This window comes from Streptomyces sp. NPDC047974 (genome assembly GCF_040653375.1).
Taxonomy (GTDB): Bacteria; Actinomycetota; Actinomycetes; order Streptomycetales; family Streptomycetaceae; genus Streptomyces.
Genome location: NZ_JBEZNU010000013.1, coordinates 139,915 through 166,358, shown reverse-complemented (window position 1 = coordinate 166,358; position 26,444 = coordinate 139,915). Strand labels below are relative to the sequence as shown.

Here is a 26,444-nt window from a genome sequence, read left to right as displayed (position 1 = left end):
GGAACAGTCGTCAGAGCAGGGCGGGGACGTCGAAGGCGAGCGTGCCCGCGTCGGCGTCGAGGACAGCCGGGACGCCGAGCGGCACGGTGGGCGCGGCGGGGTCGTGGCCGAAGCCCAGCCGCTCCACGACCGGCACGCCCAGGCCGCCGAGCCGGTCGGCGAGGAGCGCCCGCACCTCCTCGTAGGGGCCGCACTCCTCCCAGGATCCGAGGGCGACCCCGGCGACGCCGTCGAGCCAGCCGGAGCGCAGCAGTTGGGTGAGGATCCGGTCGAGGCGGTACGGCTCCTCCCCCACGTCCTCCAGGAGGAGCAGCCCGCCGCGGGCGGAGGGTCTGGCGTGCGGGGTGCCGAGCTCGGCGGCGAGCAGACTGACGCAGCCGCCGAGGGTGACGCCGGCGGCCCGGCCGGGCACCAGCGTGGTCCCGGTCGCCGGGGTCCGTACCGTCTCGGGCGCGAAGAGGGTGGCGCGCAGCGACTCCCGGGTGCGGGGTTCGCCGAGGAAGGCGGCGGTCGCGATCATCGGACCGTGCAGGGTGGCGAACCCGGCGCGGACGGCGAAGGCCTCGTGCAGGACGGTGACGTCGCTGTAGCCGACGAAGGGCTTGGGGCCGGCCGCGCGGATGGCCGGCCAGTCCAGCAGGTCCACCATCCGCTGGGCGCCGTAGCCGCCGCGCGCGCAGATGACGGCGGCGACGGAGGGGTCGGTGTACGCCTCCGTGAGGTCGCGGGCCCGGGCCTGGTCGGCGCCCGCGAGGTGGCCGAGCGTCGGATGGGCGTCGAGGACGTGCGGGGCGACGACCGGTTCGAGCTCCCAGCCGCGCAGCAGGTCGAGGCCGGTGCGGAGCCGGTCCTCGGGGATCGGGCCGCTGGGGGCGACGACGGCGATCCGGTCGCCGGGCCGCAGCCGCCCGGCCCGCGCGAGCGCGGGGACCGGTGCGGAGGCGGGCACGGAGGGGGCCGTCACGTGCGCAGCTCCAGGGCCGGCACGTCCGGCCGGTCGAAGCCGAAGGCCCGTGCGTAGAGGGCGAGTTCGGCCTCCAGGGCACGGATCATCGTCTCGGCGTGCCGGAAGCCGTGGCCTTCGCCGGGGAAGGCGAGGTAGGCGTGCGGGATGCCCCGGCCGGCGGCGCGGGCCAGGAACCGCTCGGCCTGGGCGGGCGGGCAGATGACGTCGTCGAGGCCCTGGAGGAGGAGGAAGGGTGCGGTGATCCGGTCGACGTGCTCGATCGGGGAGCGCTCGGTGTACAGCTCGGGCACCTCGTCCGCGGGTCCGACCAGCCCGTCGAGGTAGCGGGACTCGAAGTCGTGGGTCTCGTCGGCGAAGCCCCTGAGGTCCAGGACGGGGTAGATGATCGTGCCGCAGGCGTAGACGTCGGTGCGGACGAGGGAGGCGGCGCTGGTCCAGCCTCCGGCGCTGCCGCCGCGGATCGCGAGGCGCCCGGGGTCGGCGGTGCCCTCGGCGGCGAGGGCGGCGGCGACGGCCGCGCAGTCCTCGACGTCGACGACGCCCCAGGCGCCGCGGAGCCGCTCGCGGTAGGCGCGGCCGTACCCGGTGGAGCCGCCGTAGTCGACGTCGGCGACGCCGATGCCGCGGGAGGTGAAGTAGGCGATCTCCAGGTCGAGGACGAGCGCGGAGTGCCCGGTGGGGCCGCCGTGGGCGCGGATCACGTAGGGCGGGAGCTCGCCTGCGGGGCCGGTGGTGGCGGGGTTGCGCGGCGGGTGGACGTGCGCGTGGATGTCGCGGCCGCCGGGTCCGGTGAAGGTGCGGGTGACGGGCCGGGAGTAGTGGGCGGGGTCGACCCGGTCGGTGTGCGGGGAGCCGACGACCCGGGTGCGCCCGGTGCGGGTGTCGAGTTCGACGATCTCGTTCCGGCGGTGGGCCGCGGCGGCGACGCCGAGGACGCGGGTGCCGTGGACGGCGAGCGTGGCGCTCCAGACCGTCCAGGGCCCGGGGGCGTCGACGAGGGTGCCGGTGTCGGGGTCGAGGATGCCGAGGACGGCGTCGCCCCGGCCGTGCAGGACGGCGACGAGCCCGGTCTCCAGGGCCTTGAACCAGGTGAGGCCGGTCTGCCAGAGCGGTCCGGCGAACTCCTCCTCGCGGGGGCAGAGGGCGGTGACCGGTCCGAGGGTGCCGTCGGCGGCGACCTCGGCCCGGTAGAGGTTCCACCAGCCGGTGCGGTCACTGGCGAGGAGCAGCCGGCCGGCGGCGTCCCAGTCGGCCTGCGGCACCGACTCCTCCGGTCCGCCGGCGACGGTCCTGGCGTCCTTGAGGGTGCCGTCGGCGGTGATCTCGGCGAGGACGGCCTCGGTGCCGTCCCACGGCATCCGGGGGTGGTCCCAGCCGACCCAGACGGCCCGCCGCCCGTCGGGCGAGATCCGGGGACCGGTGACGAACCGGTGGCGCCCGTCGGAGAGTTCGCGGACGGCGGCCCGGTCGTCGGCGGCGGAGCCGTCGAGCGGGACGGCTGCCAGGACCCGGCGGACGTCGGTGGGCGCGGGGCCGGTGAACTCCTCCAGGACGCACCAGACCTCGCCGCGCTCGGGCAGGAGCACCGGGTCGGTCCAGCGCAGCCCGCCGCCGAGCCCGGAGACGGGGGTGAGCGGCCGGGGCCCGGCGCCCGGCCGGGCGTCGGGCTCGTAGGCGTACAGCCGCTGGTCGGGGAAGTGGCCGAAGACCACGAGGGGCCCGCCGGCGGGCCGTTCGACGGCGGCCCAGGGGCGGCCGCCGTATTCGTGGACGCGGTTGCGGACGTTCCACGGCGCGGGCAGCAGGGTCTCCTCGGTGCCGTCGGCGCGCCGCCGGACGAGGGTCCGGCGACCGCCTTCGGTGGGCCGGGGCGCGGTCCACCACACCTCGTCGCCGACGGCGGCCGGATGATCGGGCCGTCCGTCGTCGGCCGCCGCGAGCGCGGCGGTGACGGGTGACGGCCAGCTGCCGTAGGCGGCCGTGTTCTGCATCCTCGCATCCCCCCAGGGTGCCGTTTCGGTCGCACGGGGACGTCGGTGTCCCCGTGCGGTTCTCGGAGTGTTACGCGGTCTTCAGATAGTGGTCGAGCACCCGCACGCCGAAGTGCAGGGCGTCGACGGGGACGCGTTCGTCCACGCCGTGGAAGAGCGCGCCGTAGTCCAGGCCCGGGGGCAGCTTCAGCGGCGAGAAGCCGTAGCCGGTGATGCCGAGCCGGGAGAACTGCTTGGCGTCGGTGCCGCCGGACATGGTGAAGGGCAGGGCGTGCCCGTCCGGGTCGAAGCGCTCGACGGCGGCCCGCAGCTTGGCGAAGGTCGGGGAGTCGACGGGTGCTTCGAGGGGCACCTCGCGGTGGTGGAACTCCCACGCGACGTCCGGCCCGGTGAGCAGGTCCATGGTGGCCGCGAACTCCTCCTCGGTGCCGGGCAGCATCCGCCCGTCGACGTAGGCGACGGCCTGGCCCGGGATGACGTTGCACTTGTACCCGGCCTGGAGCATCGTCGGGTTGGCGCTGTTGCGGACGGTGGCCTCGACGAGGGCGGCGGCCGGTCCCAGCTTGTCGAGCAGGAGCGGCACGTCGAGCTCGGGGTCGCTCGTGTCGACCTCGATGCCGTGCAGCGCGGCCAGTTCGGTGAGGGCGGCGCGGACGGTGGCGGTGAGCCGCACGGGCCAGGTGTGGGCGCCGATGCGGGCGACGGCGGCGGCGAGGCGGGTGACCGCGTTCGCCTCGTTGACCTTGGAGCCGTGGCCGGCCCGGCCGTGGGCGGTGAGCCTGAGCCAGGCGGTGCCGCGCTCCCCGGCCCCGATGGGGTACAGCGTCATGCCGGGGTGCGGGTGGAAGCTGAAGGCGCCGGACTCGCTGATGCCCTCGGTACAGCCCTCGAAGAGCGCGGCGTGCCGGTCGGCGAGGAAGCCGGAGCCGTCGTCGGCGCTGTCCTCCTCGTCTGCGGTGTAGGCGAGGACGATGTCCCGGCGCGGCCGGATCCCCTGGCGGGCCCAGGAGCGGGCGACGGCGAGGACCATCGCGTCCATGTTCTTCATGTCGACGGCCCCGCGCCCCCAGACGACGCCGTCGCGGACCTCGCCGGAGAAGGGGTGGACGGTCCACTCGGCCGGGTCGGCGGGCACGACGTCGAGGTGGCCGTGGACGAGGAGCGCGGGCGCGGTGGGGTCGGTGCCGGGGATGCGGGCGACCACGTTGGTCCGGCCGGGGGTGCGCTCCAGGAGGGTCGGTTCGATCCCGGCGTCGGCGAGCCGTTCGGCGACGTACTCGGCGGCGGGGCGCTCGCGGCAGTCGCCGCCGCCGCGGTTGCTGGTGTCGACCCGGATCAGGTCGGAGGTGAAGGCGACGACCTCGTCGAACGCCTTCGCGTCGGGCCCCGGGAGGGACGCCGCGCTGTCGGGGGACGTGCCCGAGGGGGACGTGCCCGAGGGGGACGTGCTGCTAGCCATACTGCTCCTCCACGGCGGCCGAGACGATCGTCGTGACCGCCTTGAACGTGCGGATCGCCTCGTACATCGTCGCGCTGGTGTAGGCGACGCGCCGCTCACCGCTGCGCGCCACGCCGGGAACCACCGTGGCGGCGGCGCCCAGGTGCTCCGCGTCGAACTCCACCTGGACGGTGTGCGGCCCGGCGTGCACGGGCTCGTGACGGACGGCCAGGGCGGCGGCCTCCCGGGCGGCGGCCCGGATGTCGGCGGCGGTGCGGGCCGGTGTCCGGCACACGGCCGCGTACCGCGAGACGTGGTCCTTGACGGCGACCTTGAGCGCCTCGGGGGCGTAGTCGAGGGCGTCCTCGCAGGTCAGGTCGTCGCCGGTGACGAGGACGACGGGGACGCCGTACTCGGCCACCACATGGGCGTTGAGCACGCCCTCGCTCGCCCGGAGGCCGTTCAGCCAGACGCCGGTGATCGAGTTGGCGAGGTAGGTGTGGGCGAGGACGCCCTCGGCGCCGGCGCCGGTGTGGTAGCCGACGAACGCGATGCCGTCGACGTCCCCGTGCTGGACGCCCTCGACCATCGACAGCGCCTTGTGCCGGCCGGTGAGCATCTGGACGCGCTCGTCGAGCCGCTCCAGGAGAAGGTTCCGCATCGTCCAGTGCGCCTCGTTCACCAGCACCTCGTCGGCGCCGCCGTCGAGGAAGCCGAGCGCCGCCGCGTTCACGTCCGAGGTGAACATGGGGCGGCAGCGCTCCCACTGGGGCGTGCCGGGCAGCACGTCGGCCGGCCAGGTGACGCCGGTGGCGCCCTCCATGTCGGCGCTGATGAGGATCTTCATGAAGGGCACCGTACGCTCCGCCCGACGGCCGTACCACCCCTGTGGATAACCATCGTTGGAGTGGACCATTGGAGCCGCCGGAGCGGCGGTACCGGCACGTCAGGGCCGTTCGGCGAGGGTCCGCGGATCCGTTGCGGACAGCCGGCGCAGCGCCTCGGCGGCGCGTTCCCGGGGCGGTCTCCCGTCGTCGGGCAGGTGCCACAGGAACTGGCGCGGCGCGCCGGTTCCGTCCGGGGACGGCCCGGTGAAGGTGACGACGGTGACGTCGGGGTCCTGGAAGTGCGTACTGATCCATCCCCGCCGCAGGCCCCGGCGGGTGAGGAGCTCGGGCCGGTCACGGAGGCCCGCGGCGATCAGACGGGCGGTCTGCCGGGCCGGCCACGTCCAGCCGTGGTCGTGCTCGGCGCGGGCGATCTCGGCGTCGTAGGCCTCGGCGTCGAAGCGGTACGCGGGGAGTTCCGGCGGACGGCCGGGCCGTCGCCAGCCGTCCCACACCACGTGCGGGCCCTCGCGGCGGACGGTGACGTACAGGGCGCCGCAGCAGGCCTCGGCGCAGGAGGTGACGCCGAGCCGCACGGGTCGCGGCTCGGCACCGGCCCGCAGGGAGCCCGCGTCGAGGAGTTCCTCGGGGGTGTCGCCCCGGCCCTGCGGGAAGGCGACCGGCAGGATCGGCCGCCCGTCGACCAGGATCCGGGTCTCGACGGCGGTCGGCCCGGCCGGATCGGCGACGGCGACCTCGATCCGCAGCCGGGGCCCGGGGACCGGGCCCGCCGCGCGGAGGTGGCGGACGGTGCGCCGGATCCAGTCGGCCCGGCGCCCCGCCTCCGCGGGTTCGCGCACCGCGTCCAGGAGCTGCCCGAGGAGCGTCTCGCGCCGGCCGGGCACCCGGGCGAGCAGGTGGGAGGCGCCGCTGTGGAGTTCCTGGGCGAGGGTGACGAGGCGGGCCTGGTGGCCGGGATCCGGCGGCAGCAGGTGGGCGCGCGCGGCCACCGTCCCGTAGAGGGCGAGGGCGTCGGCGTGGTCGAGGATCGCGACGCCGTGGTCTCCCTGGGTGACCGTCCGCGCGAGGAGCCTCAGGGCCTGGCCGAGGAGCGCGGTGTCCTCGGGCGCCCGGTCGAGGAGGTCCGCGAGGCCGGTGGCCTCGGCGACGCGCCGGGCGTCGTCCGGCCCCATGCTCCGGTCGTCCCGGGCCAGCCCGAGCAGCCGTTCCCGTACGAGGGCGCGGTCCCCGGCGGCGACGGCCTCGACGAGCCCGCGCGGTCCGTCGCCCGGGGTGACGTGGGTCAGCCGCAGAAGGGCGGCGGCGGGCCGGTCCAGGGGGTCGAGGGCCTCGACGGCGTACGGGAAGACGTCTTCGAGCCACCCGAGGGCACGCAGGTACGGAACGTCCTCGGGCTCGCCGAGCCGGGTGAGGAGTCCGAGGCCGGCGGCCACGCCGTGGACGGTCGTCCCCTCGCGGACGAGCCGTCGGGCCAGGGCGCGGGCGGCGACCGGGTCGGCGGGGTCAAGCGCGGCGGCGGTGGGGAAGACGAGCTGTTCGCGGACTCGGGTGGCGACGAGCGCCCGTTCGGTCGCGGCGGCGGCGCGCGAGGTGTCGGGCCCGGTCAGCCGGGCGTGGAGGAGGCCGGTGACGATCTCGCGGGCCTTCTTGTACGGGGGCCGGGGGCCCTCGCCGGACGGGGGCCGTGCCGTCCCGGGGAGCGGCAGGCCGCCGCGGGGCGGCGGGGTGCCGCGGGGCGGCGGGGTGCCGCCACGGCTCCTGGCGGACGCGTACGCGTACAGGGCGGGAGCGGGCGTCGGCCGCTCGTGCGGGGCGCTCAACGGGCGGGGCGGGGCTCGATTCCGTGGATCATGGAGGCATGATGCCGGTGGTCCTGCCGGGGCGCCATCCCTTTCTCCGACGATCCGACTCCGGAATCGGGCCAAACATCGCCAAGGGGTACGTATAGGCTGTCGGCCGCAGTTGTCCCGCCCGACCGACCGGAGTGTTCTCGGTGACCATCGCCCTCGATCCGTCCGACACCACCCCCGCCTCCGCCTCCCCCGAGTCCGGGGCCGAGTCCGAGGAGAACTTCTGGGTCCCGGAGGACTCCCCCGCACCGGAGGCGTCCGAGGAGTCCGCCGAGGAGGCGGCCGTCGAGGAGGCGGCCGGGGAGGCCGCGGAGGAGGAGACCGCCGCCGACCCCGCCGACCACGATCCGGTGGTCGTCCGGGACGCCCGGGACTTCGGGGTGTACGCGAGGACGGGCGGCTGGGCGTTCGCGCTCAAGGTGGCGCGCAGTGTGCGGCCCGGCGGCCAGGCGGCCGAGGGCACGGCGGCCCGGAAGGTGTCGGCCCGGGCGTTCGCCGCGCTCGCCGGGTGCTCGGCGGAGCGCGTGATGCGCCACTACAAGGCGTGGGACATGGCGGCGGACGACGGTCTGGTGCCGCAGTTCGAGGTCCTGGAACCGGGCGCCGACATCGAGCTGCCGGACGCCGACGTGTGGCTGTCGTACTACACCTCCCGCAACAGCGCGTCCTCGGTGCGCGGCCAGGCGATCAGCGCGGCGGCGGAGGCGGAGGGGATCCGGCCGACGAAGGCCCTGGAGGTGGCGGAGAACCCGACGGCGCTGCGGGCCGCGATCCTCGCCGACCCGGGGACGGCGGAGGCGGCGCGCGGGGCGCTCCTCGACCGGATGAAGGACGACCCGGCGCTCCAGACGGAGATGGCCCGGGCGATCGCCCGCACCGACGACCTGAAGAAGGCCGTGGCGAGCGAGGCGAAGGTCGCCGACCGGGTCGGCTACGTCCGGCAGATCGTGGAGAGCGGCCAGGTCAAGACCCCCGCCGGCCAGACCGTGGAGGCCCCGCCCGAGGTGCGGGCGGAGGCCGAACGGCATCTGTCGCTGATCGACGAGCTGGACGACTCGGAGGAGGCCGGCGAGTGGGCCGGCGAGGCGTACGAGTCGGTGAAGGGCCTCGTCGCCAGGGCCGTCGAGGAGGACCCTGCGCTGCGGGTGCAGGAGCGCAGGACCCGTTTCTACAGCTCCCTGCAGAAGGCCACGAAGGTCTTCGAGGAGCTGACCCTCGACGAGGTGATGGAGGAGGAGATCTACGAGGAGGACATGCTCCAGCGCCTCGAAGCCCTCCAGGAGGCGATCGGCAGCTGCATCGCCGCCCTGCGCAAGGCCGCGCCGACCGCCCCCTGAGGCACCGGGTCCTCTCAGTCCTGGTGGCCGAGCTGGAGGTCGCGTTCGGTGCGGCCGCCGCCGGCCACCTGGAGGACGGTGGCGACGGGCGGGTAGCCGGCGGCGATGACGGTGTACTCGCCCGAGGACAGGTCGACGAAGCGGAAGGTGCCGTCGGGGCCGGTGGTGAGGGTGTCGACGACGTTCCCGGCCGCGTCGAGCAGGGTCACCCGGGCGTCCTCGACAGGCCTGCCGCCGCCGGCCCTGACCGTGCCCCGCAGGACCGCCCCGCCCGCGAGCTCGATGTCCTGGCGGGTCTCGCGGGAGGACTGGACGCTGACCGGGACGGCGGCGGGCCGGAAGGCGGGGGCACTGGCCGCGAGGGTGTACTCGCCGGCGACGAGCTCGGTGATCACGTATCCGCCCTCGCGGCCGCTGCGGGTGGAGGCGACGACCTCGCCGCGCACGTCGGTGAGGGTGACGGCGGCGTCCCGGACGGGGGTGCCGTCGGCGGTGAGGACGCTGCCCGCCAGGCGGCCGGCGCCGCCGAGGACCACGTCGAGTTCGACCGGGCGGTCGCCGACGGTCACGGAGACGGCCTGCGGCTGGTGGCCGCCCGCCGCGGCGATGAGCACGTACGAGCCGCCGCCGGGCACGCTGAGCGCGTACCGGCCGTCCTCGCCGCTCGCGCCGCGGCCGATCTGCCGGCCGCCGACGTCGATGAGGGTGAGCGCGGCGCGCGGGACCCGGCTGCCGTCGTGGTGCTGGACGGTGCCGCAGACGGGCACCCCGCTGTGGGGCGGCGCGGCGACGGGGGCGGGGGCGGCGTGGCGGGCGTGCGGGACGGCCTGGGCGTGGCCGGTGTCGAAGGGGGCGTCGGTGGCCTCGGTGGCGGGGGTGGGGTGGGACACCAGCGGTTGCTCCTTGAGGAAGAAGGCGAGGACGAGGCCGAGCACGAGGACCGGCACGAGGTAGAGGAAGATCCGCGGCATGGCGTCCGCGTACGCCTGGACGTAGAGGTCGCGCAGGGCGGGCGGCAGCGCGTGCACGGTCTGCGGGGTGATCGCCTCGGCGGGCGGGAGGGCGGCTCCCTGGACGCCGGAGTCCTGGACCGACGGGAGGCGGTCGGCGAGGGCGGAGTCGAGGCGGGAGGCGAAGACGGTGCCGAAGATCGCGGCGCCGACGCTGCCGCCGATCTGGCGGAAGTAGTTGTGGGCGCTGGTGGCGGTGCCGAGGTCGGCGGGCCGGACGCTGTTCTGCACGGCGAGGATGAGCACCGGCATGATCAGGCCGATGCCGGTGCCGAGGACGGCCTGCCAGAGGCTGTGGGTGAGGCGCGGGGTGCCGATGTCCATGCGGGAGAGCAGGGCCATGCCGAGGACGGCGAGGGCGGAGCCGAGCACCGGGTAGATCTTGTAGCGGCCGGTGCGGCTGATGAGCTGTCCCGAGACGACGGAGGCGACGACGATCCCGCCCATGAGCGGGAGCATCAGGAGTCCGGACTCGGTGGCGGTGGCGCCCTCGACCATCTGGAGGAAGCTCGGCAGGTAACTCGCGGCGCCGAACAGGGCGATGCCGACGACGGCGCCGACGAGTGCGGTGACGGTGAAGACGGAGTCGCGGAACAGCCGCAGCGGGATGAGGGGTTCGGGCGCGAAGTGCTCGACGACGAGGAAGAGCAGGACCGTTCCGGCGGCGCCGCAGCCGAGGGCGATGATGACCCGGTCGTCCCAGTCGTACTCCGTCCCGCCCCAACTGGTCAGCAGGACCAGGCAGGTGGAGGCGGCGGCGAGGAGCAGGGTGCCGAGGACGTCGAAGCGGGCGCGGGCCTTCGGCTTGGGCAGCTTGAGGACGGCGGCGACGACGGCGAGGGTGACGAGCCCGAAGGGGACGTTGAAGTAGAAGCACCAGCGCCAGGAGACGTGGTCGGTGAAGAAGCCGCCGAGGAGCGGTCCGGCGACGGAGGCGAGTCCGAAGGCGGCGCCGATCAGGCCCATGTAGCGGCCGCGTTCGCGGGCCGGGACGATGTCGGCGATGATCGCCTGGACGCCGATCATGAGGCCGCCGGCGCCGACGCCCTGGAGGGCGCGGAAGGCGATGAGCTCGTCCATGCTGCGGGACCAGCCGGCGAGTCCCGAACCGATGACGAAGACGACGATGGCGAAGAGGAAGACGCTCTTGCGGCCCAGGAGGTCGCCGAGTTTGCCGTAGACGGGCAGGCCGATGGTGGAGGTCAGCAGGTAGGCGGTGATCGCCCAGGACATCCGGTCCAGGCCCTGGAGTTCGCCGACGATCTTCGGCAGCGCGGTGGCGACGATCATCTGCTCCAGGGCGGCCAGGAGCAGCGCGAGCATCAGGCCGATGAAGACGAGCCGGACGCGGCGGGGGTCGAGCGCCGTCTCGGCCGGGGCGGGCGGCGGGGGTCCGCCGGGCGGGCCGTCCCCGGGGAGCGCGGGTGCTCCCCCGGCGTCCTTCACCAGCGTGATCGCACCCACGTACGGCTCCCCTCGTCATGGCGTCGCCCCGGCGCGGCAGCGGCCTCGGCGCGAAGGCGCCCTCGGGGACGGGCCATTCTTCGCATCGGGCGCGAAGCGGGAGCAAGTCGGGCGCGGGGGACGGGAGGTGGCCGGGCGGAGGCCCGCGGAGGGCGTACGGCGGGGTAGGGAGAGGCGTGTGCGGCGCTCATCAGCGCCTTTGTGGAACTCCCCGCGCCCCCGCGACACTTCGGGCGCCGGTACGGGGGCGGCGGGGAATCCACTCGAATCGGTGAACGCCCCGGGCGTTACTTCTCGGTCTCGGCCGCGAGGTTCGCGAGGATCGCGTCGTAGATCCGGGCGAGGCCCTTGGGGGCGAAGGCCCGCTCGAAGAAGCCGCCGATGCCGCCGGCGCCGTTCCAGACGGAGCTGACGACGGCGCGGGACTTGCCCTCGCCGGCCGGGGTCACGGTCCAGGTGGTGACCATGGAGGAGTTGCGGTCCTTCTCGACGAGCTGCCCGTCGGTGGGCTCGGCGACCTCCAGGAGGCAGTCGCGGACGCGCTTGCTGGTGGCCTGGAGCTTCCAGTGGACGAGGGTGCCCTCACCGTCGCCGCCCTCGCGCACCTCGTACTCGCTGAACTGCTCGGGCAGCAGCTTCGCGCGCGCGCCGCTGTAGTCGGCCAGCGTGTCGAACACGGTCTCCGCGTCCGCCGCGATGATCCGTTCCGTCGTGGCCTCGACCTGCGCCATCGCCATTCCTCCAGCTCATGGTTCTCGGGGGTGTTTCAGGGGGTGTGGGCCAAGCGAACCACGAGCCTCGCGGGGGGCGAAATCCGGGCTGCGACGATCAAGAGAACAATTGTTCGGCATATCGCCATGGGCGCCGACGCCGACGGCCACCAGCGGGCCGAGGTCCGCTACGCCCGATGCCCGGCATCCTCACGACGCTGCGCGACCTGGAACCGTCGCCCACCGCCACCCCCACCTGGTCGGCCGGTACGAGCGGATGTACGCCGACGGGGCCCGCGCGCCGGCCTGGTACCGGCGCCGCATCACCCGTCAGGTCCACGAGCCGGCCGCCGAGTTCGGCATCGGACCGGCCCACCGGGGCGCCACGCACCGGATCCCGCGCCCCTCCCCCGAACCGTCCCGGGGCCCCAGCAGCTCACCCTCCTCCGAGCCCGCCGACACGCCGCGAGGTCACCTGACACGCCGTCGGCGCACCCTCCTTTCGGGTCGTTCCCGGCCACAACAGGTCGTGTCCCGCGCCCCGCGGGGCACTCCAGGCTCCATGACCACCCGCGCAGGAATGCTGATCGCCGCTGGGGCACTGGTCGCCGGGACGGTCACCGTCCTGCCCGCGTCCGCCGCGGGCACCGGTGAACCGGTCCCCCGCCCCCTCCCCCCGCTCGCCTGGACCGACTGCGGCACCAAGGCGTACCCGAAGCTCCAGTGCGGCACCCTCAAGGTGCCGCTCGACCACGACGACCCGGCCGGCCGGAGCATCACGCTCGCGCTGACCCGGATCCCGCACACCGCGAAGACCTCCCAGGGCCCGCTCCTGGTCAACCCCGGCGGACCGGGCGGCAGCGGCCGCGGCATGGCCGGCTACGTCGCCGCCTCGCTGCCCGCGGAGGTCGCCGCCCAGTACGACGTCATCGGCTTCGACCCGCGCGGCGTGGGCAAGAGCGAACCCGCGCTCGACTGCCGGCCCGGCCACTTCGACCCGGTGCGCCCCGACTCGGTGCCGCGCGGCGCGGAGGCCGAGCGGACCGCCCTGGAGCGCGCCCAGGCCTTCGCCGCCTCCTGCGGCAAGAAGCACGCCGACGTGCTCCCGCACATCGACACCGTCTCCACCGCCCGCGACCTCGACCTGATCCGCGCGGCGCTCGGCGCCGAACGGATCACCTACCTCGGCTACTCGTACGGCACCTACCTGGGCGCGGTCTACGCCCGGCTGTACCCGGAGCGGGTGCGGCGGATGGCGCTGGACTCCGTGGTCAACCCCAACGGCGTCTGGTACGAGGACAACATCGCGCAGGACTACGCCTTCGACACCCGCCACAAGGACCTCATGGCCTGGGTGGCGAAGCACGACGAGGCGTACGGGCTCGGCAAGGATCCGGCGGCGGTCGAGGCCGCCTGGTACCGGATGCGCGAGGAGCTGCGCGACTCGCCGGCCGGCGGCAAGGTCGGCCCGGGCGAGCTGGAGGACACCTTCCTCCCCGGCGGCTACTACGACGGCTACTGGCCCAAGCTCGCGAGTGCCTTCTCCGCGTACGTGAACGAGCAGGACCCCGCCCCGCTCGTCGCCGCCTACGAGCGGTACGGCGAGGCCGACTCCGCCGCCGACAACGGCTACTCCGTCTACGCGGCCGTCCAGTGCCGGGACGCCGCCTGGCCCAAGGACTGGAACGTCTGGCGGAAGGACAACTGGGAGGTCCACGCCAAGGCCCCCTTCTCCACCTGGAACAACGCCTGGTACAACGCGCCGTGCGCGTTCTGGCCGGTGGAGCCGCTCACGCCGCCGGACGTCACCAACGACCGGCTGCCGCCGGTCCTCGTCCTCCAGGCCACGGACGACGCCGCCACCCCGTACGAGGGCGGGCTCGCCCTGCACCGGATGCTGCACGGCTCCAGCCTGGTCGTCGAGCAGGGCGGCGGGAACCACGGCGTGACCCTGGCCGGCAACGAGTGCCTCGACGCGCACCTGAGCACTTACCTCGCCACCGGCGCCGTGCCGCGCGCCGAGGGCGGGTCGGAGGTCGACGCCGTCTGCGCCGCGCTCCCGGCCCCCGAGCCCGCGCCGGCCCCGAAGCCGAAGAAGGAGAAGGAGAAGGAGAAGGAGAAGGAGACCGGGAAGGCCACGGGGAAGGAAGGCGGGAAGGAGACCGGGAAGGAGAAGCGGGAGCGGGCCGCGGCCGGCGACGGCGCGGTCGCCGGGACCACCCTGCACGGACTGCTCGGACACGTGCGCTGACCTGTGGCTCTCGTCACTCGTGACGCCCGCGCCCCCGTGAGGGCGCGGGCGTTGTCAGTGGCGTGCGCGAGGATGGCCCGCATGACCAGCCACCTCACCCACGTGCCCGCCCCCGAGGGCCTCGCGCCCAGCGCCCAGTACAGCCACGTCGTCTGGGGGACCGGCCGGTTCGTCGCGATATCCGGGCAGCTGGCGCTGGACGGCGAGGGCGCCCTGGTGGGCGCGGGGGATCCCGCCGCCCAGGCCCGGCAGGTCTTCGCGAACGTCGAGCGCTGCCTGGCCGCCGCCGGCGCGGGCTTCGGGGACGTGGTGAAGCTGACGTACTTCCTCACCGACGTGGCCCACCTCCCGGCCGTGCGGGAGGCGCGGGACGCGGCCTTCGCCGGGCTGCCGCTGCCCGCGAGCTCGGCGGTGCAGGTGGGCGCGCTGGTGCGGCCCGAGCTGCTGATGGAGGTCGAGGCCTTCGCCCTGGTGCCGGAGGAGCGCCCCGAGGAGGAGCGGCCGGAGCTGCGGCTCGTCCGCTGACGCGGGGAGCGGGCGGTCAGACGGCGGGGCCGCCGAGGAGGGTCAGGGAGCGTTCGGCGGCGCGGCCCAGGCGGGGGTGCGGGAGGGCGGCTTCGAGGACGTCCCTGGCGGCCGGGTCGCCGAGGGTGCCGAGGCCCTCGACGCAGGCGAGGCCGACCCGCCAGTGGGGGTCGCCGGCCGCCAGGCGCCGCTCCAGGACGGTGACGAGGGCGGGGACGGACTCCGGGGCACGCAGGTCGGCGAGGAGCCGGACCGGCAGGAGGGCGTAGGCGGCCCGGAGTTCGTTGGTGGCGAGGGCGGCGGCGGCGCGGGCGGTGCGCGGGTCGCCGAGCCGGACGAGGGCGTGGGCGGCGGTGACGCAGCGCTCGGGGTCCCGGTGGTTGAGGAGGAGGACGAGGGCCTCGAAGGCGCGCGGGTCGCCGGCCGTGCCGAGCCGGTAGGCGGCGATCTCCCGGGCCCAGAGCGGCTGTCCCGGCGCGGTGAGGAGCCGGTGGAGTTCCTCGGGGTCGGTGGTCCGGGCGAGTTCTCCGAATGCGCGGGGAAGGTTTCCTTCTTCGTTCTCGATCTGATCCCTCAATCGATCGATCATCGAGCAGAATTCGGGATCTCCGGAGTCGATCTCGGAGTTGCCCTCGGCGATTTCCATGAATCCGAGGCTATCCGCGATCCACATCACATTTTCCCGACTTCCCAGGACTGGCGCGCTCGTTACCCGCCGGTTAATCTCAAGTGAGCGGGGAACCCCCGCACTTCTCGCCGCGGCCTGGTGACGCAGCCGTGGCGAGCGCTGGTCGGTTCGGCAGTTTCTCGACGTGGCTCAGGGACAGAGCCCGCGTCCTCCCTCTTTTCCCTCAAGGCCCTCGCCGCCGTGTGCACCGGGGCCGCATCCCGTACACGGCGGAGCCGTCTCCGTGCACCGTGGCGCCGCCCTCCGTGCGGCCGGCCGCGATCCCCGGTATTTCCCGCGCCCTTTTCCCCGTGCGCGCGCACCGCCTTCAGTCGTCACTCTTCCTCCCAGGAGTCCCCTGATGGACACCCCTCTCTCCACCATCGCCGTCGTCGGTCTCGGCACCATGGGCACCGGCATCGCCGACGTCCTCGTCCGGGCCGGCCGTGAGGTCGTCGGCATCGACGTCAGCGAGTCCGCGGCCGCCCGCGCCGTCGCCGCCCTGGAGGCGTCCACCGCCCGCGCCGTGGCCCGTGAGCGCATCACCGAGGACGAGCGGCAGGACGCGCTCGCCCGCTTCCGGGTCTACTCGGACCTCCAGGCCGCCGCCGCGGCCGACCTCGTCATCGAGGTGGTCCCGGAGACGTACGAGACCAAGCAGGAGGTCTTCCGGACGCTCGACGGGATCGTCCGGCCGGACGCCATCCTCGCCACCGGCACCAACGCCCTCTCGGTGACCCGGCTGGCCGCCGACTCCGCCCACCCGGAGCGCGTCCTCGGCCTGCACTTCTTCGCGCCGGTCCAGGCGATGAAGCTGGTCGAGGTGGTCTCCTCGGTGCTGACCGACCCCCGGGCCGTCGCGGCGGTCACCCGGCTCGCCGAGGAGCTCGGCAAGGAGCCGGTGGCGGTCGGCGACCGGGCCGGCTTCATCGCGGACGGGCTGCTCTTCGGCTACCTCAACCAGGCCGCGGCCATGTACGAGGCCCGCTACGCCTCCCGCGAGGACATCGACGCCGCCATGAAGCTGGGCTGCGGCCTGCCGATGGGCCCGCTGGAGCTGCTCGACCTGGTGGGCATCGACACCGCGCGCACCGTCCTGGACGCCATGTACCAGGCCTCCCACGACCGGCTGCACGCCCCCGCCCCGATCCTGAAGCAGCTCTCCGAGGCCGGTCTCACCGGCCGCAAGGCGGGCCGCGGCTTCTACACCTACGCGGCGCCGGGCTCGGCCGAGAAGGCCCCCGACGCGCTGACCCCGGCCGCCGCGGGCGCCGGCGGCACGGGCCGCGAGGTCCGCTCGGTGGGCGTGGCCGGCTCGGGCACGATGGCCTCCGGCATCGCCGAGGTCTTCGCCAAGGCCGGGTACGACGTCGTCCTCGCCGCCCGCTCGCAGGAGAAGGCGGACGCGGCCAAGGCGTACATCGCCACGTCGCTGGCCCGCTCGGTGGCCAAGGGCCGGATGACCGAGGAGGCCCGCGAGGAGACGCTGGCCCGGATCGCCCCGGCCGGTTCGCTCGACGCCTTCGCCGAGGTCGACCTGGCGGTCGAGGCGGTCGCCGAGGACCTGGCGATCAAGCAGGAGCTGTTCGGCCGGCTCGACAAGATCTGCAAGCCGGGCGTGGTGCTCGCCACCACGACCTCCTCGCTGCCGGTCGTGGCCTGCGCGAAGGCGACGAGCCGCCCGCAGGACGTCATCGGCATGCACTTCTTCAACCCGGCGCCGGCGATGAAGCTGGTCGAGATCGTCCGTACGGTCCTGACCGCCGACGACGTGCACGCCACCGTCCGCGAGGTCACCGCGAAGATCCGCAAGCACGGGGTGGACTGCGGCGACCGGGCCGGCTTCATCGTGAACGCGCTGCTGTTCCCGTACCTGAACAACGCGGTCAAGATGGTCCAGGAGCACTACGCGACGCTGGACGACATCGACACCGCGATGAAGCTGGGCGGCGGCTACCCGATGGGCCCGTTCGAGCTGCTCGACGTGGTCGGCCTGGACGTCTCGCTGGCGATCGAGAAGGTGCTGCACCGCGAGTTCCGCGACCCGGGCCTGGCTCCGGCGCCGCTCCTGGAGCACCTGGTGGCGGCCGGCTGCCTGGGCCGCAAGACGGGGCGCGGCTTCCGCGAATATGCCCGGCGCTGAGCCCGTCGAGCCGCGACGGGGGTGGGGAGGGCTCCTGGAGCCCTCCGGCGGTCCGCCCCCGCAGGCGCGTCTTCCTGCACCGATGCAGTACGTTCGGGTCATGCCCAAGGCCGTGAAGACACCCCGTGCCACCTCTTCGTCCGACGCTCAGGAGAGCGCGGCGGGGACCCGTGCCGCCGCACAGCGGCTGAAGATGCGGCGGGAGCTGGCGGCCGCCGCGATGGAGCTCTTCGCGACGAAGGGGTACGAGGCCACCACCGTCGACGAGATCGCGGCGGCGGCCGGGGTGGCCCGGCGGACCTTCTTCCGCCACTTCCGGTCCAAGGAGGAGGCGATCTTCCCGGACCACGACGACACGCTGGTCCGGGCGGAGGCGGTGCTGAACGCGGCGCCGCCGCACGAGCACCCGCTCGACACGGTGTGCCGGGGCATCAAGGAGGTCATGAAGATGTACGCGGGCGCGCCCGCCATCTCCGTGGCCCGCTACCGGCTGACCCGTGAGGTGCCGACGCTCCGGGAGCGCGAGATCGCCTCGGTGGCCCGCTACGAGCGGCTCTTCACCCGCTATCTGCTCGGCCACTTCGACGAGCGGGACCACCACGACGGGAACGACGACCCGCTGCTGGCCGAGGTGGCGGCCTCGGCGGTGGTCACCGCCCACAACCACGTGCTGCGGCGGTGGCTGCGGGCCGGCGGCCAGGGGGACGTGGAGTCGCAGCTGGACCACGCCTTCGCGATCGTCCGGGAGACCTTCGGCTCGGGCATAGGCGCGGGCCGTCCGGCCCCCTCCTCCGCCGCCGCCCCGCAGGCCGTCAAGGCCCCCCAGGAGGGGCCCGCGGCGCGGGTCTCCGCCTCGGGTGACGTGGTGGTCGCCGTGGCGCGTACCGACGCCCCGCTCGACGAGGTCATGCGGACCATCCAGCAGGCACTCACGAAGGGCTGAGGCCCGCTTCTCCCGCACCTTCGAAGGTCCGACAGGAGGGCCGCCCCCGGTTTCCCGGGGGCGGCCCTCTTCGCATTCCCGCAGCTCAGAGCGGCATTCGATCGATCATCGCTCATCCGTGAGCACCTTTTCGCATCTGAGAGAAATTGTTGGCACGCAGTGCCTTGTCACGTGACACGGCGTGCCATACGTTGATCTCGTCCGGGTATCCGGAGCACCGGGAAAGCCCGCGCTCCGGCTGTCCCCGCAGCCTCACGGCCGCGTGCCCGGACGCCTGCGTCACAGGCAACCCTCGCGCCCCACCGGGCGCCGCCACAGCACCACCCGAGCCGAACCGACGGCACACCTCCACAGCAGCAGCACTCCCCGACGTAACCCTCAGGCGTCCGGCCCCCCGGACGCTCTCCGCCGGAGGCACACCGTGAAGGAAATCCTGGACGCGATCCAGTCGCCGGACTCCACGTCCGCCGACTTCGCGAACATCAAGCTCCCCGAGTCGTACCGGGCCGTCACCGTCCACAAGGACGAGGCCGAGATGTTCGCCGGAGTCGCCAGCCGCGACAAGGACCCCCGCAAGTCGCTCCACCTCGACCAGGTGCCGCTCCCCGAGCTCGGCCCGGGCGAGGCGCTCGTCGCCGTCATGGCCAGCTCCGTGAACTACAACTCGGTCTGGACCTCGATCTTCGAGCCCGTCTCCACCTTCGGCTTCCTGGAGCGCTACGGGCGGCTCTCGGAGCTCACCAAGCGCCACGACCTGCCGTACCACGTCATCGGCTCCGACCTCGCGGGCGTCGTCCTGCGCACCGGCCCGGGCGTCAACGCCTGGAACCCGGGCGACGAGGTCGTCGCGCACTGCCTCTCGGTCGAGCTGGAGTCCTCCGACGGCCACAACGACACGATGCTCGACCCCGAGCAGCGGATCTGGGGCTTCGAGACCAACTTCGGCGGCCTCGCCGAGATCGCGCTCGTCAAGTCCAACCAGCTGATGCCGAAGCCGAAGCACCTCAGCTGGGAGGAGGCCGCCGCCCCCGGCCTGGTCAACTCCACCGCCTACCGCCAGCTGGTCTCCCGCAACGGCGCCGGCATGAAGCAGGGCGACAACGTCCTCATCTGGGGCGCCTCCGGCGGCCTCGGCTCGTACGCCACCCAGTTCGCCCTGGCCGGCGGCGCCAACCCGATCTGTGTCGTCTCCTCCCCCGAGAAGGCCGACATCTGCCGGGCCATGGGCGCCGAGGCGGTCATCGACCGCAACGCCGAGGGCTACAAGTTCTGGAAGGACGAGCGGACCCAGGACCCGCGCGAGTGGAAGCGGTTCGGCTCCAAGATCCGCGAGTTCACCGGCGGCGAGGACATCGACATCGTCTTCGAGCACCCGGGCCGCGAGACCTTCGGCGCCTCCGTGTACGTCACCCGCAAGGGCGGCACCATCACCACCTGCGCCTCGACCTCGGGCTACATGCACGAGTACGACAACCGCTACCTGTGGATGTCGCTGAAGCGGATCATCGGCTCGCACTTCGCCAACTACCGCGAGGCGTGGGAGGCCAACCGCCTGATCGCCAAGGGCAAGATCCACCCCACCCTCTCGAAGACGTACACCCTGGAGGAGACCGGCCAGGCCGCGTACGACGTCCACCGCAACCTGCACCAGGGCAAGGTCGGCGTCCTCGCGCTCGCGCCCGAGGAGGGCCTCGGCGTCCGCGACGAGGAGCTGCGGGCCAAGCACATCGACGCCATCAACCGCTTCCGCAACATCTGAGCCGGGGACCGTACATGACTGAGCGCCAGAAGGACCGGCCGTGGCTCATGCGGACCTACGCCGGTCACTCGACCGCCGAGGCCTCCAACGAGCTGTACCGGCGCAACCTCGCCAAGGGGCAGACCGGTCTGTCGGTCGCCTTCGACCTGCCGACCCAGACGGGCTACGACCCGGACCACGTCCTCGCCCGCGGCGAGGTCGGCCGGGTCGGGGTCCCGGTCTCGCACCTCGGTGACATGCGCCGGCTGTTCCAGGACATCCCCCTGGAGCAGATGAACACCTCGATGACCATCAACGCCACGGCGATGTGGCTCCTGGCGCTCTACCAGGTGGCGGCCGAGGAGCAGGGTGCGGACGTCACCAAGCTCCAGGGCACCACCCAGAACGACATCGTGAAGGAGTACCTGTCGCGCGGGACGCACGTCTTCCCGCCCGGCCCCTCGCTCCGCCTCACGACGGACATGATCGCGTACACGGTCAACAACATCCCGAAGTGGAACCCGATCAACATCTGCAGCTACCACCTGCAGGAGGCGGGGGCCACTCCGGTCCAGGAGATCTCGTACGCGATGTCCACCGCCATCGCGGTCCTCGACTCCGTCCGCGCCTCGGGCCAGGTGCCCGAGGAGCGGTTCGGCGAGGTCGTCGCCCGCATCTCCTTCTTCGTGAACGCGGGCGTCCGCTTCATCGAGGAGATGTGCAAGATGCGCGCCTTCGGCCGCATCTGGGACAAGATCACGCTGGAGCGGTACGGCATCCAGGACGCCAAGCAGCGGCGCTTCCGCTACGGCGTCCAGGTCAACTCGCTCGGCCTCACCGAGGCCCAGCCGGAGAACAACGTCCAGCGCATCGTCCTGGAGATGCTGGCCGTCACCCTCTCCAAGGACGCCCGCGCCCGCGCCGTCCAGCTCCCGGCCTGGAACGAGGCCCTGGGCCTCCCCCGGCCCTGGGACCAGCAGTGGTCCCTGCGCATCCAGCAGGTCCTCGCCCACGAGTCGGACCTCCTGGAGTACGAGGACATCTTCGCCGGCTCCCACGTCGTCGAGGCCAAGGTCGACGCCCTCGTCACCGAGTGCCTCGCCGAGATCGACCGGATCCAGGAGATGGGCGGCGCGATGGCCGCCGTCGAGTCCGGCTACCTCAAGGCCCAGCTGGTCTCCTCGCACGCCGAGCGGCGCGCCCGGATCGAGTCCGGCGAGGACAAGATCATCGGCGTCAACGTCTTCCAGTCGACCGAGCCGAACCCGCTCACCGCGGACCTCGACACCGCGATCCAGACCGTCGACCCGGCCGTCGAGGCCCGGGTGGTCGGGGCCGTCACCCGCTGGCGCGCCGAGCGGCAGGAGTCCACGGACCGCCAGGGCAACGGCGACCCGTTCGTCTTCCCGACCACCCAGCAGGCACTGGACCAGCTCAAGCAGGCCGCGCGGGGCACCGAGAACCTCATGGAGGCCACCCTGGAGTGCGCCCGCGCCGGTGTCACCACCGGCGAGTGGGCCGGGGCGCTGCGCGAGGTCTTCGGCGAGTACCGCGCCCCCACCGGCGTCTCCTCCGCCCCGGTCGCCGTGCCGGCCGAGTACGGCTCGCCGCTCGCCGAGGTCCGCCGCAAGGTCGACCGCACCGCCGAGGACCTGGGCATCGGCAAGCTCCGCTTCCTGGTCGGCAAGCCGGGCCTGGACGGGCACTCCAACGGCGCCGAGCAGATCGCCGTGCGGGCCCGCGACGCCGGGTTCGAGGTGGTCTACCAGGGCATCCGGCTCACCCCCGAGCAGATCGTGGACGCCGCCCTGGAGGAGGACGTGCACGCCGTCGGCCTGTCGATCCTCTCCGGCTCGCACGCCCAGCTCGTCCCTGACGTGCTGGACCGGCTCAGGGAGGCCGGCGCGACCGACATCCCGGTCGTCGTCGGCGGGATCATCCCGAACGCCGACGGCGAGGAACTGCGCCGAGCGGGCGTCGCGGCCGTCTTCACGCCGAAGGACTTCGGCATCACCGAGATCATCGGCCGTATCGTCGACGAGATCCGCAAGGCCAACAAGCTCCACCCCCTAGAAGCAACTGCACGTACGGAGGTCCCCGCATGACCAGCGCTTCCCCTGTGAACCGGCTGCGCCCCCGCCGCTCCTGTCTCGCGGTGCCCGGCTCCAACCCGCGCTTCCTGGAGAAGGCCCAGGGCCTCGCGGCCGACCAGGTCTTCCTCGACCTGGAGGACGCCTGCGCGCCGCTGGCCAAGCCCGAGGCCCGGCACACCATCGTGAAGTTCCTCAACGAGGGCGACTGGACCGGCAAGACCCGCGTGGTCCGCGTCAACGACTGGACGACCCACTGGACGTACCGCGACGTCGTCACCGTCGTCGAGGGCGCCGGCCAGAACCTCGACTGCATCATGCTGCCGAAGGTCCAGGACGCCCAGCAGATCGTGGCGCTCGACCTGCTGCTGACCCAGATCGAGAAGACCATGGGCTTCGAGGTCGGCAAGATCGGCATCGAGGCGCAGATCGAGAACGCCCAGGGCCTGACCAACGTCAACGCGATCGCGCAGGCCTCCCAGCGCGTCGAGACGATCATCTTCGGCCCGGCCGACTTCATGGCCTCCATCAACATGAAGTCGCTCGTCGTCGGCGAGCAGCCGCCCGGCTACCCGGCGGACGCGTACCACCACATCCTGATGAGCATTCTGATGGCGGCCCGCGCCAACAACCTCCAGGCGATCGACGGCCCGTACCTCCAGATCCGCAACCAGGAGGGCTACAAGGCGGTCGCGCAGCGCGCCGCGGCCCTCGGCTTCGACGGCAAGTGGGTGCTCCACCCGGACCAGGTCGCCGCCGCGAACGAGATCTTCTCGCCCTCGCAGGAGGACTACGACCACGCCGAGCTGATCCTCGACGCGTACGACTACTACACCTCCGAGGCGGGCGGGAAGAAGGGCTCCGCGATGCTCGGCGACGAGATGATCGACGAGGCCTCCCGCAAGATGGCCCTGGTCATCTCCGGCAAGGGCCGCGCCGCCGGCATGCAGCGCACCGGCAAGTTCGAGATCCCGGAGGCCTGACCCCATGCAGTTCGGACGCACCTACGAAGAGTTCGAGGTCGGCGCGGTCTACAAGCACTGGCCCGGGAAGACGGTCACCGAGTACGACGACCACCTCTTCTGCCTCCTCACCATGAACCACCACCCGCTGCACATGGACGTGAACTACGCGGAGAACACGACCGACTTCAAGCGGAACGTGGTGGTCGGCAACTACATCTACTCGCTGCTGCTCGGCATGTCCGTGCCGGACGTCTCCGGCAAGGCCATCGCCAACCTGGAGATCGAGTCGCTGCGGCACGTGGCGCCGACCTTCCACGGCGACACGATCTACGGCGAGACCACGGTCCTCGACAAGACCCCGTCGAAGTCCAAGACGGACCGCGGCATCGTCTACGTCGAGACCAAGGGCTACAAGCAGGACGGCACCCTCGTCTGCGTCTTCCGCCGCAAGGTGATGGTCCCGACCGCCGAGTACATCGACGCCCGCGGCGGCGAGCAGCCCGGCCGCCCCGAGCTCATCGAGCCTTCCAAGAAGTCGGAGAAGTAAGCCATGGCGCGACTCGCCCAGACCCACGGTCTGACCGATGTCCAGCAGGAGATCCTCGCCACCGTGCGGGACTTCGTCGACAAGGAGATCATCCCGGTCGCGACCGAGCTGGAGCACCGCGACGAGTACCCCCAGCAGATCGTGGACGGGCTCAAGGAGCTCGGCGTCTTCGGTCTGATGATCCCCGAGGAGTACGGGGGCCTGGGCGAGTCGCTGCTCACCTACGCGCTCTGCGTGGAGGAGATCGCCCGCGGCTGGATGTCGGTCTCCGGCATCATCAACACCCACTTCATCGTCGCGTACATGCTGAAGCAGCACGGCACCCAGGAGCAGAAGGAGTACTTCCTTCCGCGGATGGCGGCCGGCGAGACGCGCGGCGCGTTCTCGATGTCGGAGCCGGCCCTCGGCTCGGACGTGTCGGCCATCACCTCGAAGGCGGTGAAGGACGGCGACGAGTACGTCCTCAACGGCCAGAAGATGTGGCTGACCAACGGCGGCACGTCAACGCTGGTGGCCGTCCTCGTCCGAAGTGACGAAGGCCACCCCGAGGGCACCGCGCCCCACAAGTCGATGACGACCTTCCTCGTCGAGAAGGAGCCCGGCTTCGGAGAGGTCCGCCCCGGCCTCACCGTCCCGGGCAAGATCGACAAGATGGGTTACAAGGGCGTCGACACGACCGAGCTCATCATGGACGGCCTGCGCATTCCGGCCAATAGGGTCCTCGGCGGGGTCACCGGTCGAGGGTTTTACCAAATGATGGACGGCGTCGAGGTCGGCCGCGTGAACGTGGCGGCCCGTGGTTGCGGCGTCGCTCAGCGCGCTTTCGAGCTGGGTGTCCAGTATGCCCAGCAGCGTCACACTTTCGGAAAGCCGATCGCCCAGCATCAGGCCATCCAGTTCAAGCTGGCCGAAATGGCTACCAAGGTCGAGGCCGCCCATGCGATGATGGTGAACGCAGCACGCAAAAAGGACTCCGGGGAACGAAACGACCTCGAAGCGGGGATGGCGAAGTACCTCGCCTCCGAATACTGCAAGGAGGTCGTGGAGGATGCCTTCCGCATTCACGGCGGCTACGGGTTCTCGAAGGAGTACGAGATCGAGCGGCTCTACCGTGAGGCGCCGATGCTGCTCATCGGCGAAGGTACCGCCGAGATCCAGAAAATGATCATTGGCCGCCGCCTCCTGGAGGAGTACCGCCTCCAGGGTTGATTGTCGGCTTTGAGTCGATTCGGCCGCGAAGAAGATCACACCCCGTGTTCGTCTTCCGGCCGTCGACTCGGTTCCTGGCTTGCCCAGTTGCGCCCCGCAACCGATAGCATCGCCGGAAAGCCGCCGTCCCCCCGTTGCCAGCGCGGCATCATCCGCTACGAAGGTCATCCATGCCCCACAGCCCAAACTCTGCACACCGCGACAGCCTCAAGGGCGCACGCATCGCACGCGGAGCATCGCCGTGGCTTCTGCCGACCGTCGCCACCGCGGCGCTCAGCCTCGCGCGCTCCGGCCGTTCGAAGCGCGCCCGTGCCATCGCCGTGCCGACCACCGCGCTCGCGGCCGGCATGCTGTGGTTCTTCCGCGACCCCGAGCGCGAGATCGCTCAGGGCCGGGTCATCTCCCCCGCCGACGGCGTGGTGCAGAGCATCATGCCGTGGAAGGACGGGCGCACCCGGGTCGCCATCTTCATGAGCCCGCTGAACGTGCACGTCAACCGTGCGCCGATGGCCGGCACGGTGACCTCGGTGGAGCACGTCCCGGGTGGCTTCGTCCCGGCCTTCAACAAGGAGTCCGAGAACAACGAGCGCGTCGTGTGGCACTTCGACACCGAGCTCGGCGACATCGAGATGATCCAGATCGCGGGTGCCGTGGCGCGGCGCATCGTGCCGTACATCCCGCAGGGGACGAAGGTCGAGCAGGGTGACCGCATCGGTCTCATCCGCTTCGGCTCGCGCGTCGACATCTACCTTCCGGAGGGTGTCGAGGTCGCCGTCGAGGTCGGGCAGACCACGACCGCGGGGGTGACTCGCATTGACCGTGATTGATCCCGACACACGAGCCGCCGACTGGGTTGCCGACGCCGAGGCGGAGGCGGCCGACGAGGCGGAGGAGATGCCGCTGTCGCTGAGGCTGTCCATAGCGGACGCCCTCACGCTCGGTAACGCCACGTGTGGATTCATGGCGGTGTACTTCACCACCACGGGCATCCTCATCCCGCACCTCACCGGCAGCACCGAGACCGGGATGGCGCGCAACAGCGCCGCCACCGCGGTGATACTGATGCTGTGCGCGGCGATCTTCGACCTCTTCGACGGCATCGTGGCGCGCAAGCTCCGCAGCTCGCCGATGGGCGCCGAGCTCGACAACCTCTCGGACCTGATCAGCTTCGGTCTGGCCCCGGCGTACTTCGTGCTCGTCTACGGCATGGTCGCGGACGACGCGCAGCAGAAGGTCTCGGCGGTCGCCGCGATCGTGGTGCTGCTCGCGGTGGTGCTGAGGCTGGCGCGGTTCTCCTGCGTGACGATGAAGGACGGCATGTTCCAGGGCATGCCGAGCCCCTTCGGCGCGCTGACGGTCGTCTCGATCATCCTGCTCGAACTCCCCTTCATCCCGACGCTGCTCGCGATCATCGGCACGGCGTGGCTGATGGTGAGCCGGGTCGAGTACCCGAAGCCGCGGGGGGTCCTCGCGGCGGCCATGCTCAGCTGGATCGTCGGGGCGATGGCCATGCTGGCCGCGTGGGCCTTCGACGCCCCCGGCGGTCAGTTCCTGCTCCAGGCCGGCTGCGCCCTCCAGGTCGTGCTGGGCGCCGTGATCCCCCTCTTCGCGACGGCCCGCCGAGTGAACACCTTCCGCGGCAACCGCCGCGAGAGCCGGGAGGCCCGGGAGGCGGAGGCGGCGCAGCTGCGCTGACCCGCCGTCGTACGCAACGGCCGAAGGGCCCGGAAGCATCGCGCTTCCGGGCCCTT

Annotated in this window: 20 protein-coding genes; 12 read left to right on the top strand and 8 right to left on the bottom strand. The window is 72.6% G+C overall.

The window, feature by feature from the left end; all coding sequences use genetic code 11:
• Window positions 1-10: 10 nt before the first annotated feature.
• The 5 genes from AB0E19_RS20250 to AB0E19_RS20230 form a co-directional block, all read right to left on the bottom strand.
• Window positions 11-964, bottom strand: a complete 954-nt coding sequence (locus AB0E19_RS20250; RefSeq protein WP_362181705.1) for an LD-carboxypeptidase — start codon at window positions 962-964, stop codon at window positions 11-13.
• Window positions 961-2,958 (bottom strand): prolyl oligopeptidase family serine peptidase, encoded by a 1,998-nt coding sequence (locus tag AB0E19_RS20245; RefSeq protein ID WP_362181702.1) that lies wholly within the window; start codon window positions 2,956-2,958, stop codon window positions 961-963. The genes AB0E19_RS20250 and AB0E19_RS20245 overlap by 4 nt, the downstream gene beginning before the upstream one ends.
• Before the next feature lie 70 nt (window positions 2,959-3,028).
• Window positions 3,029-4,417: a M20/M25/M40 family metallo-hydrolase gene (locus AB0E19_RS20240; RefSeq protein WP_362181699.1), complete on the bottom strand. Its 1,389-nt coding sequence runs from the start codon at window positions 4,415-4,417 to the stop codon at window positions 3,029-3,031.
• Window positions 4,410-5,243 carry a M55 family metallopeptidase gene (locus AB0E19_RS20235; protein ID WP_362181696.1) on the bottom strand — a complete coding sequence of 278 codons (834 nt, stop codon included), beginning with the start codon at window positions 5,241-5,243 and terminating at the stop codon, window positions 4,410-4,412. The genes AB0E19_RS20240 and AB0E19_RS20235 overlap by 8 nt, the downstream gene beginning before the upstream one ends.
• Window positions 5,244-5,342: 99 nt before the next feature.
• On the bottom strand, window positions 5,343-7,064 hold the full coding sequence (locus tag AB0E19_RS20230; RefSeq protein WP_362181693.1) for a hypothetical protein: 1,722 nt from the start codon (window positions 7,062-7,064) through the stop codon (window positions 5,343-5,345).
• A gap of 173 nt (window positions 7,065-7,237) precedes the next feature.
• Between AB0E19_RS20230 and AB0E19_RS20225 the strand changes: the two genes are divergently transcribed.
• Complete coding sequence (locus AB0E19_RS20225) at window positions 7,238-8,431, top strand: hypothetical protein (protein ID WP_362181690.1); 1,194 nt, start codon at window positions 7,238-7,240, stop codon at window positions 8,429-8,431.
• A 14-nt stretch (window positions 8,432-8,445) separates the two neighbouring features.
• Here the strand turns inward: AB0E19_RS20225 and AB0E19_RS20220 are convergent, their stop codons facing one another.
• Both AB0E19_RS20220 and AB0E19_RS20215 read right to left on the bottom strand, forming a co-directional pair.
• A complete protein-coding gene (locus AB0E19_RS20220) occupies window positions 8,446-10,905 on the bottom strand; it encodes an MFS transporter (protein ID WP_362181687.1) in 2,460 nt (819 codons plus the stop codon).
• Between the two features lie 287 nt (window positions 10,906-11,192).
• The gene (locus AB0E19_RS20215; RefSeq protein ID WP_362181684.1) at window positions 11,193-11,636 is read right to left on the bottom strand and encodes an SRPBCC family protein; all 444 of its coding nucleotides are present in this window, start codon (window positions 11,634-11,636) and stop codon (window positions 11,193-11,195) included.
• 541 nt (window positions 11,637-12,177) lie between these two features.
• Between AB0E19_RS20215 and AB0E19_RS20210 the strand changes: the two genes are divergently transcribed.
• Entirely contained in the window at window positions 12,178-13,866 is a 1,689-nt protein-coding gene (locus AB0E19_RS20210) for an alpha/beta hydrolase (protein WP_362181681.1), read from the top strand.
• An 81-nt stretch (window positions 13,867-13,947) separates the two neighbouring features.
• Window positions 13,948-14,391 carry a RidA family protein gene (locus AB0E19_RS20205; protein WP_362181678.1) on the top strand — a complete coding sequence of 148 codons (444 nt, stop codon included), beginning with the start codon at window positions 13,948-13,950 and terminating at the stop codon, window positions 14,389-14,391.
• 16 nt (window positions 14,392-14,407) lie between these two features.
• Here the strand turns inward: AB0E19_RS20205 and AB0E19_RS20200 are convergent, their stop codons facing one another.
• Window positions 14,408-15,037, bottom strand: a complete 630-nt coding sequence (locus AB0E19_RS20200) for a HEAT repeat domain-containing protein (protein WP_362181675.1) — start codon at window positions 15,035-15,037, stop codon at window positions 14,408-14,410.
• Window positions 15,038-15,419: 382 nt separating this feature from the next.
• On the opposite strand from AB0E19_RS20200, the gene AB0E19_RS20195 reads away from it, so the two are divergent.
• The 9 genes from AB0E19_RS20195 to pssA all read left to right on the top strand — a co-directional run bounded on the left by AB0E19_RS20195 (window position 15,420) and on the right by pssA (window position 26,388).
• Window positions 15,420-17,201, top strand: coding sequence for a 3-hydroxybutyryl-CoA dehydrogenase (locus AB0E19_RS20195; RefSeq protein ID WP_362181672.1), 1,782 nt, complete (start codon window positions 15,420-15,422; stop codon window positions 17,199-17,201).
• A gap of 100 nt (window positions 17,202-17,301) precedes the next feature.
• Complete coding sequence (locus AB0E19_RS20190; protein ID WP_362181669.1) at window positions 17,302-18,144, top strand: TetR family transcriptional regulator; 843 nt, start codon at window positions 17,302-17,304, stop codon at window positions 18,142-18,144.
• A gap of 421 nt (window positions 18,145-18,565) precedes the next feature.
• The gene (gene ccrA / locus AB0E19_RS20185) at window positions 18,566-19,903 is read left to right on the top strand and encodes a crotonyl-CoA carboxylase/reductase (RefSeq protein ID WP_362181666.1); all 1,338 of its coding nucleotides are present in this window, start codon (window positions 18,566-18,568) and stop codon (window positions 19,901-19,903) included.
• Between the two features lie 14 nt (window positions 19,904-19,917).
• Window positions 19,918-21,987, top strand: coding sequence for a protein meaA (locus AB0E19_RS20180; RefSeq protein WP_362181662.1), 2,070 nt, complete (start codon window positions 19,918-19,920; stop codon window positions 21,985-21,987).
• On the top strand, window positions 21,984-22,955 hold the full coding sequence (locus AB0E19_RS20175; RefSeq protein ID WP_362181657.1) for a CoA ester lyase: 972 nt from the start codon (window positions 21,984-21,986) through the stop codon (window positions 22,953-22,955). The genes AB0E19_RS20180 and AB0E19_RS20175 overlap by 4 nt, the downstream gene beginning before the upstream one ends.
• Before the next feature lie 4 nt (window positions 22,956-22,959).
• Entirely contained in the window at window positions 22,960-23,484 is a 525-nt protein-coding gene (locus tag AB0E19_RS20170; RefSeq protein WP_116158043.1) for a MaoC family dehydratase, read from the top strand.
• Window positions 23,485-23,487: 3 nt separating this feature from the next.
• Entirely contained in the window at window positions 23,488-24,693 is a 1,206-nt protein-coding gene (locus tag AB0E19_RS20165) for an acyl-CoA dehydrogenase family protein (RefSeq protein WP_362181653.1), read from the top strand.
• A gap of 170 nt (window positions 24,694-24,863) precedes the next feature.
• Window positions 24,864-25,520: a phosphatidylserine decarboxylase gene (locus AB0E19_RS20160; RefSeq protein WP_169089696.1), complete on the top strand. Its 657-nt coding sequence runs from the start codon at window positions 24,864-24,866 to the stop codon at window positions 25,518-25,520.
• Window positions 25,513-26,388, top strand: coding sequence for a CDP-diacylglycerol--serine O-phosphatidyltransferase (pssA, locus tag AB0E19_RS20155; protein WP_362181869.1), 876 nt, complete (start codon window positions 25,513-25,515; stop codon window positions 26,386-26,388). Before AB0E19_RS20160 ends, pssA begins: the two co-directional genes overlap by 8 nt.
• The last annotated feature ends 56 nt before the right edge of the window (window positions 26,389-26,444 follow it).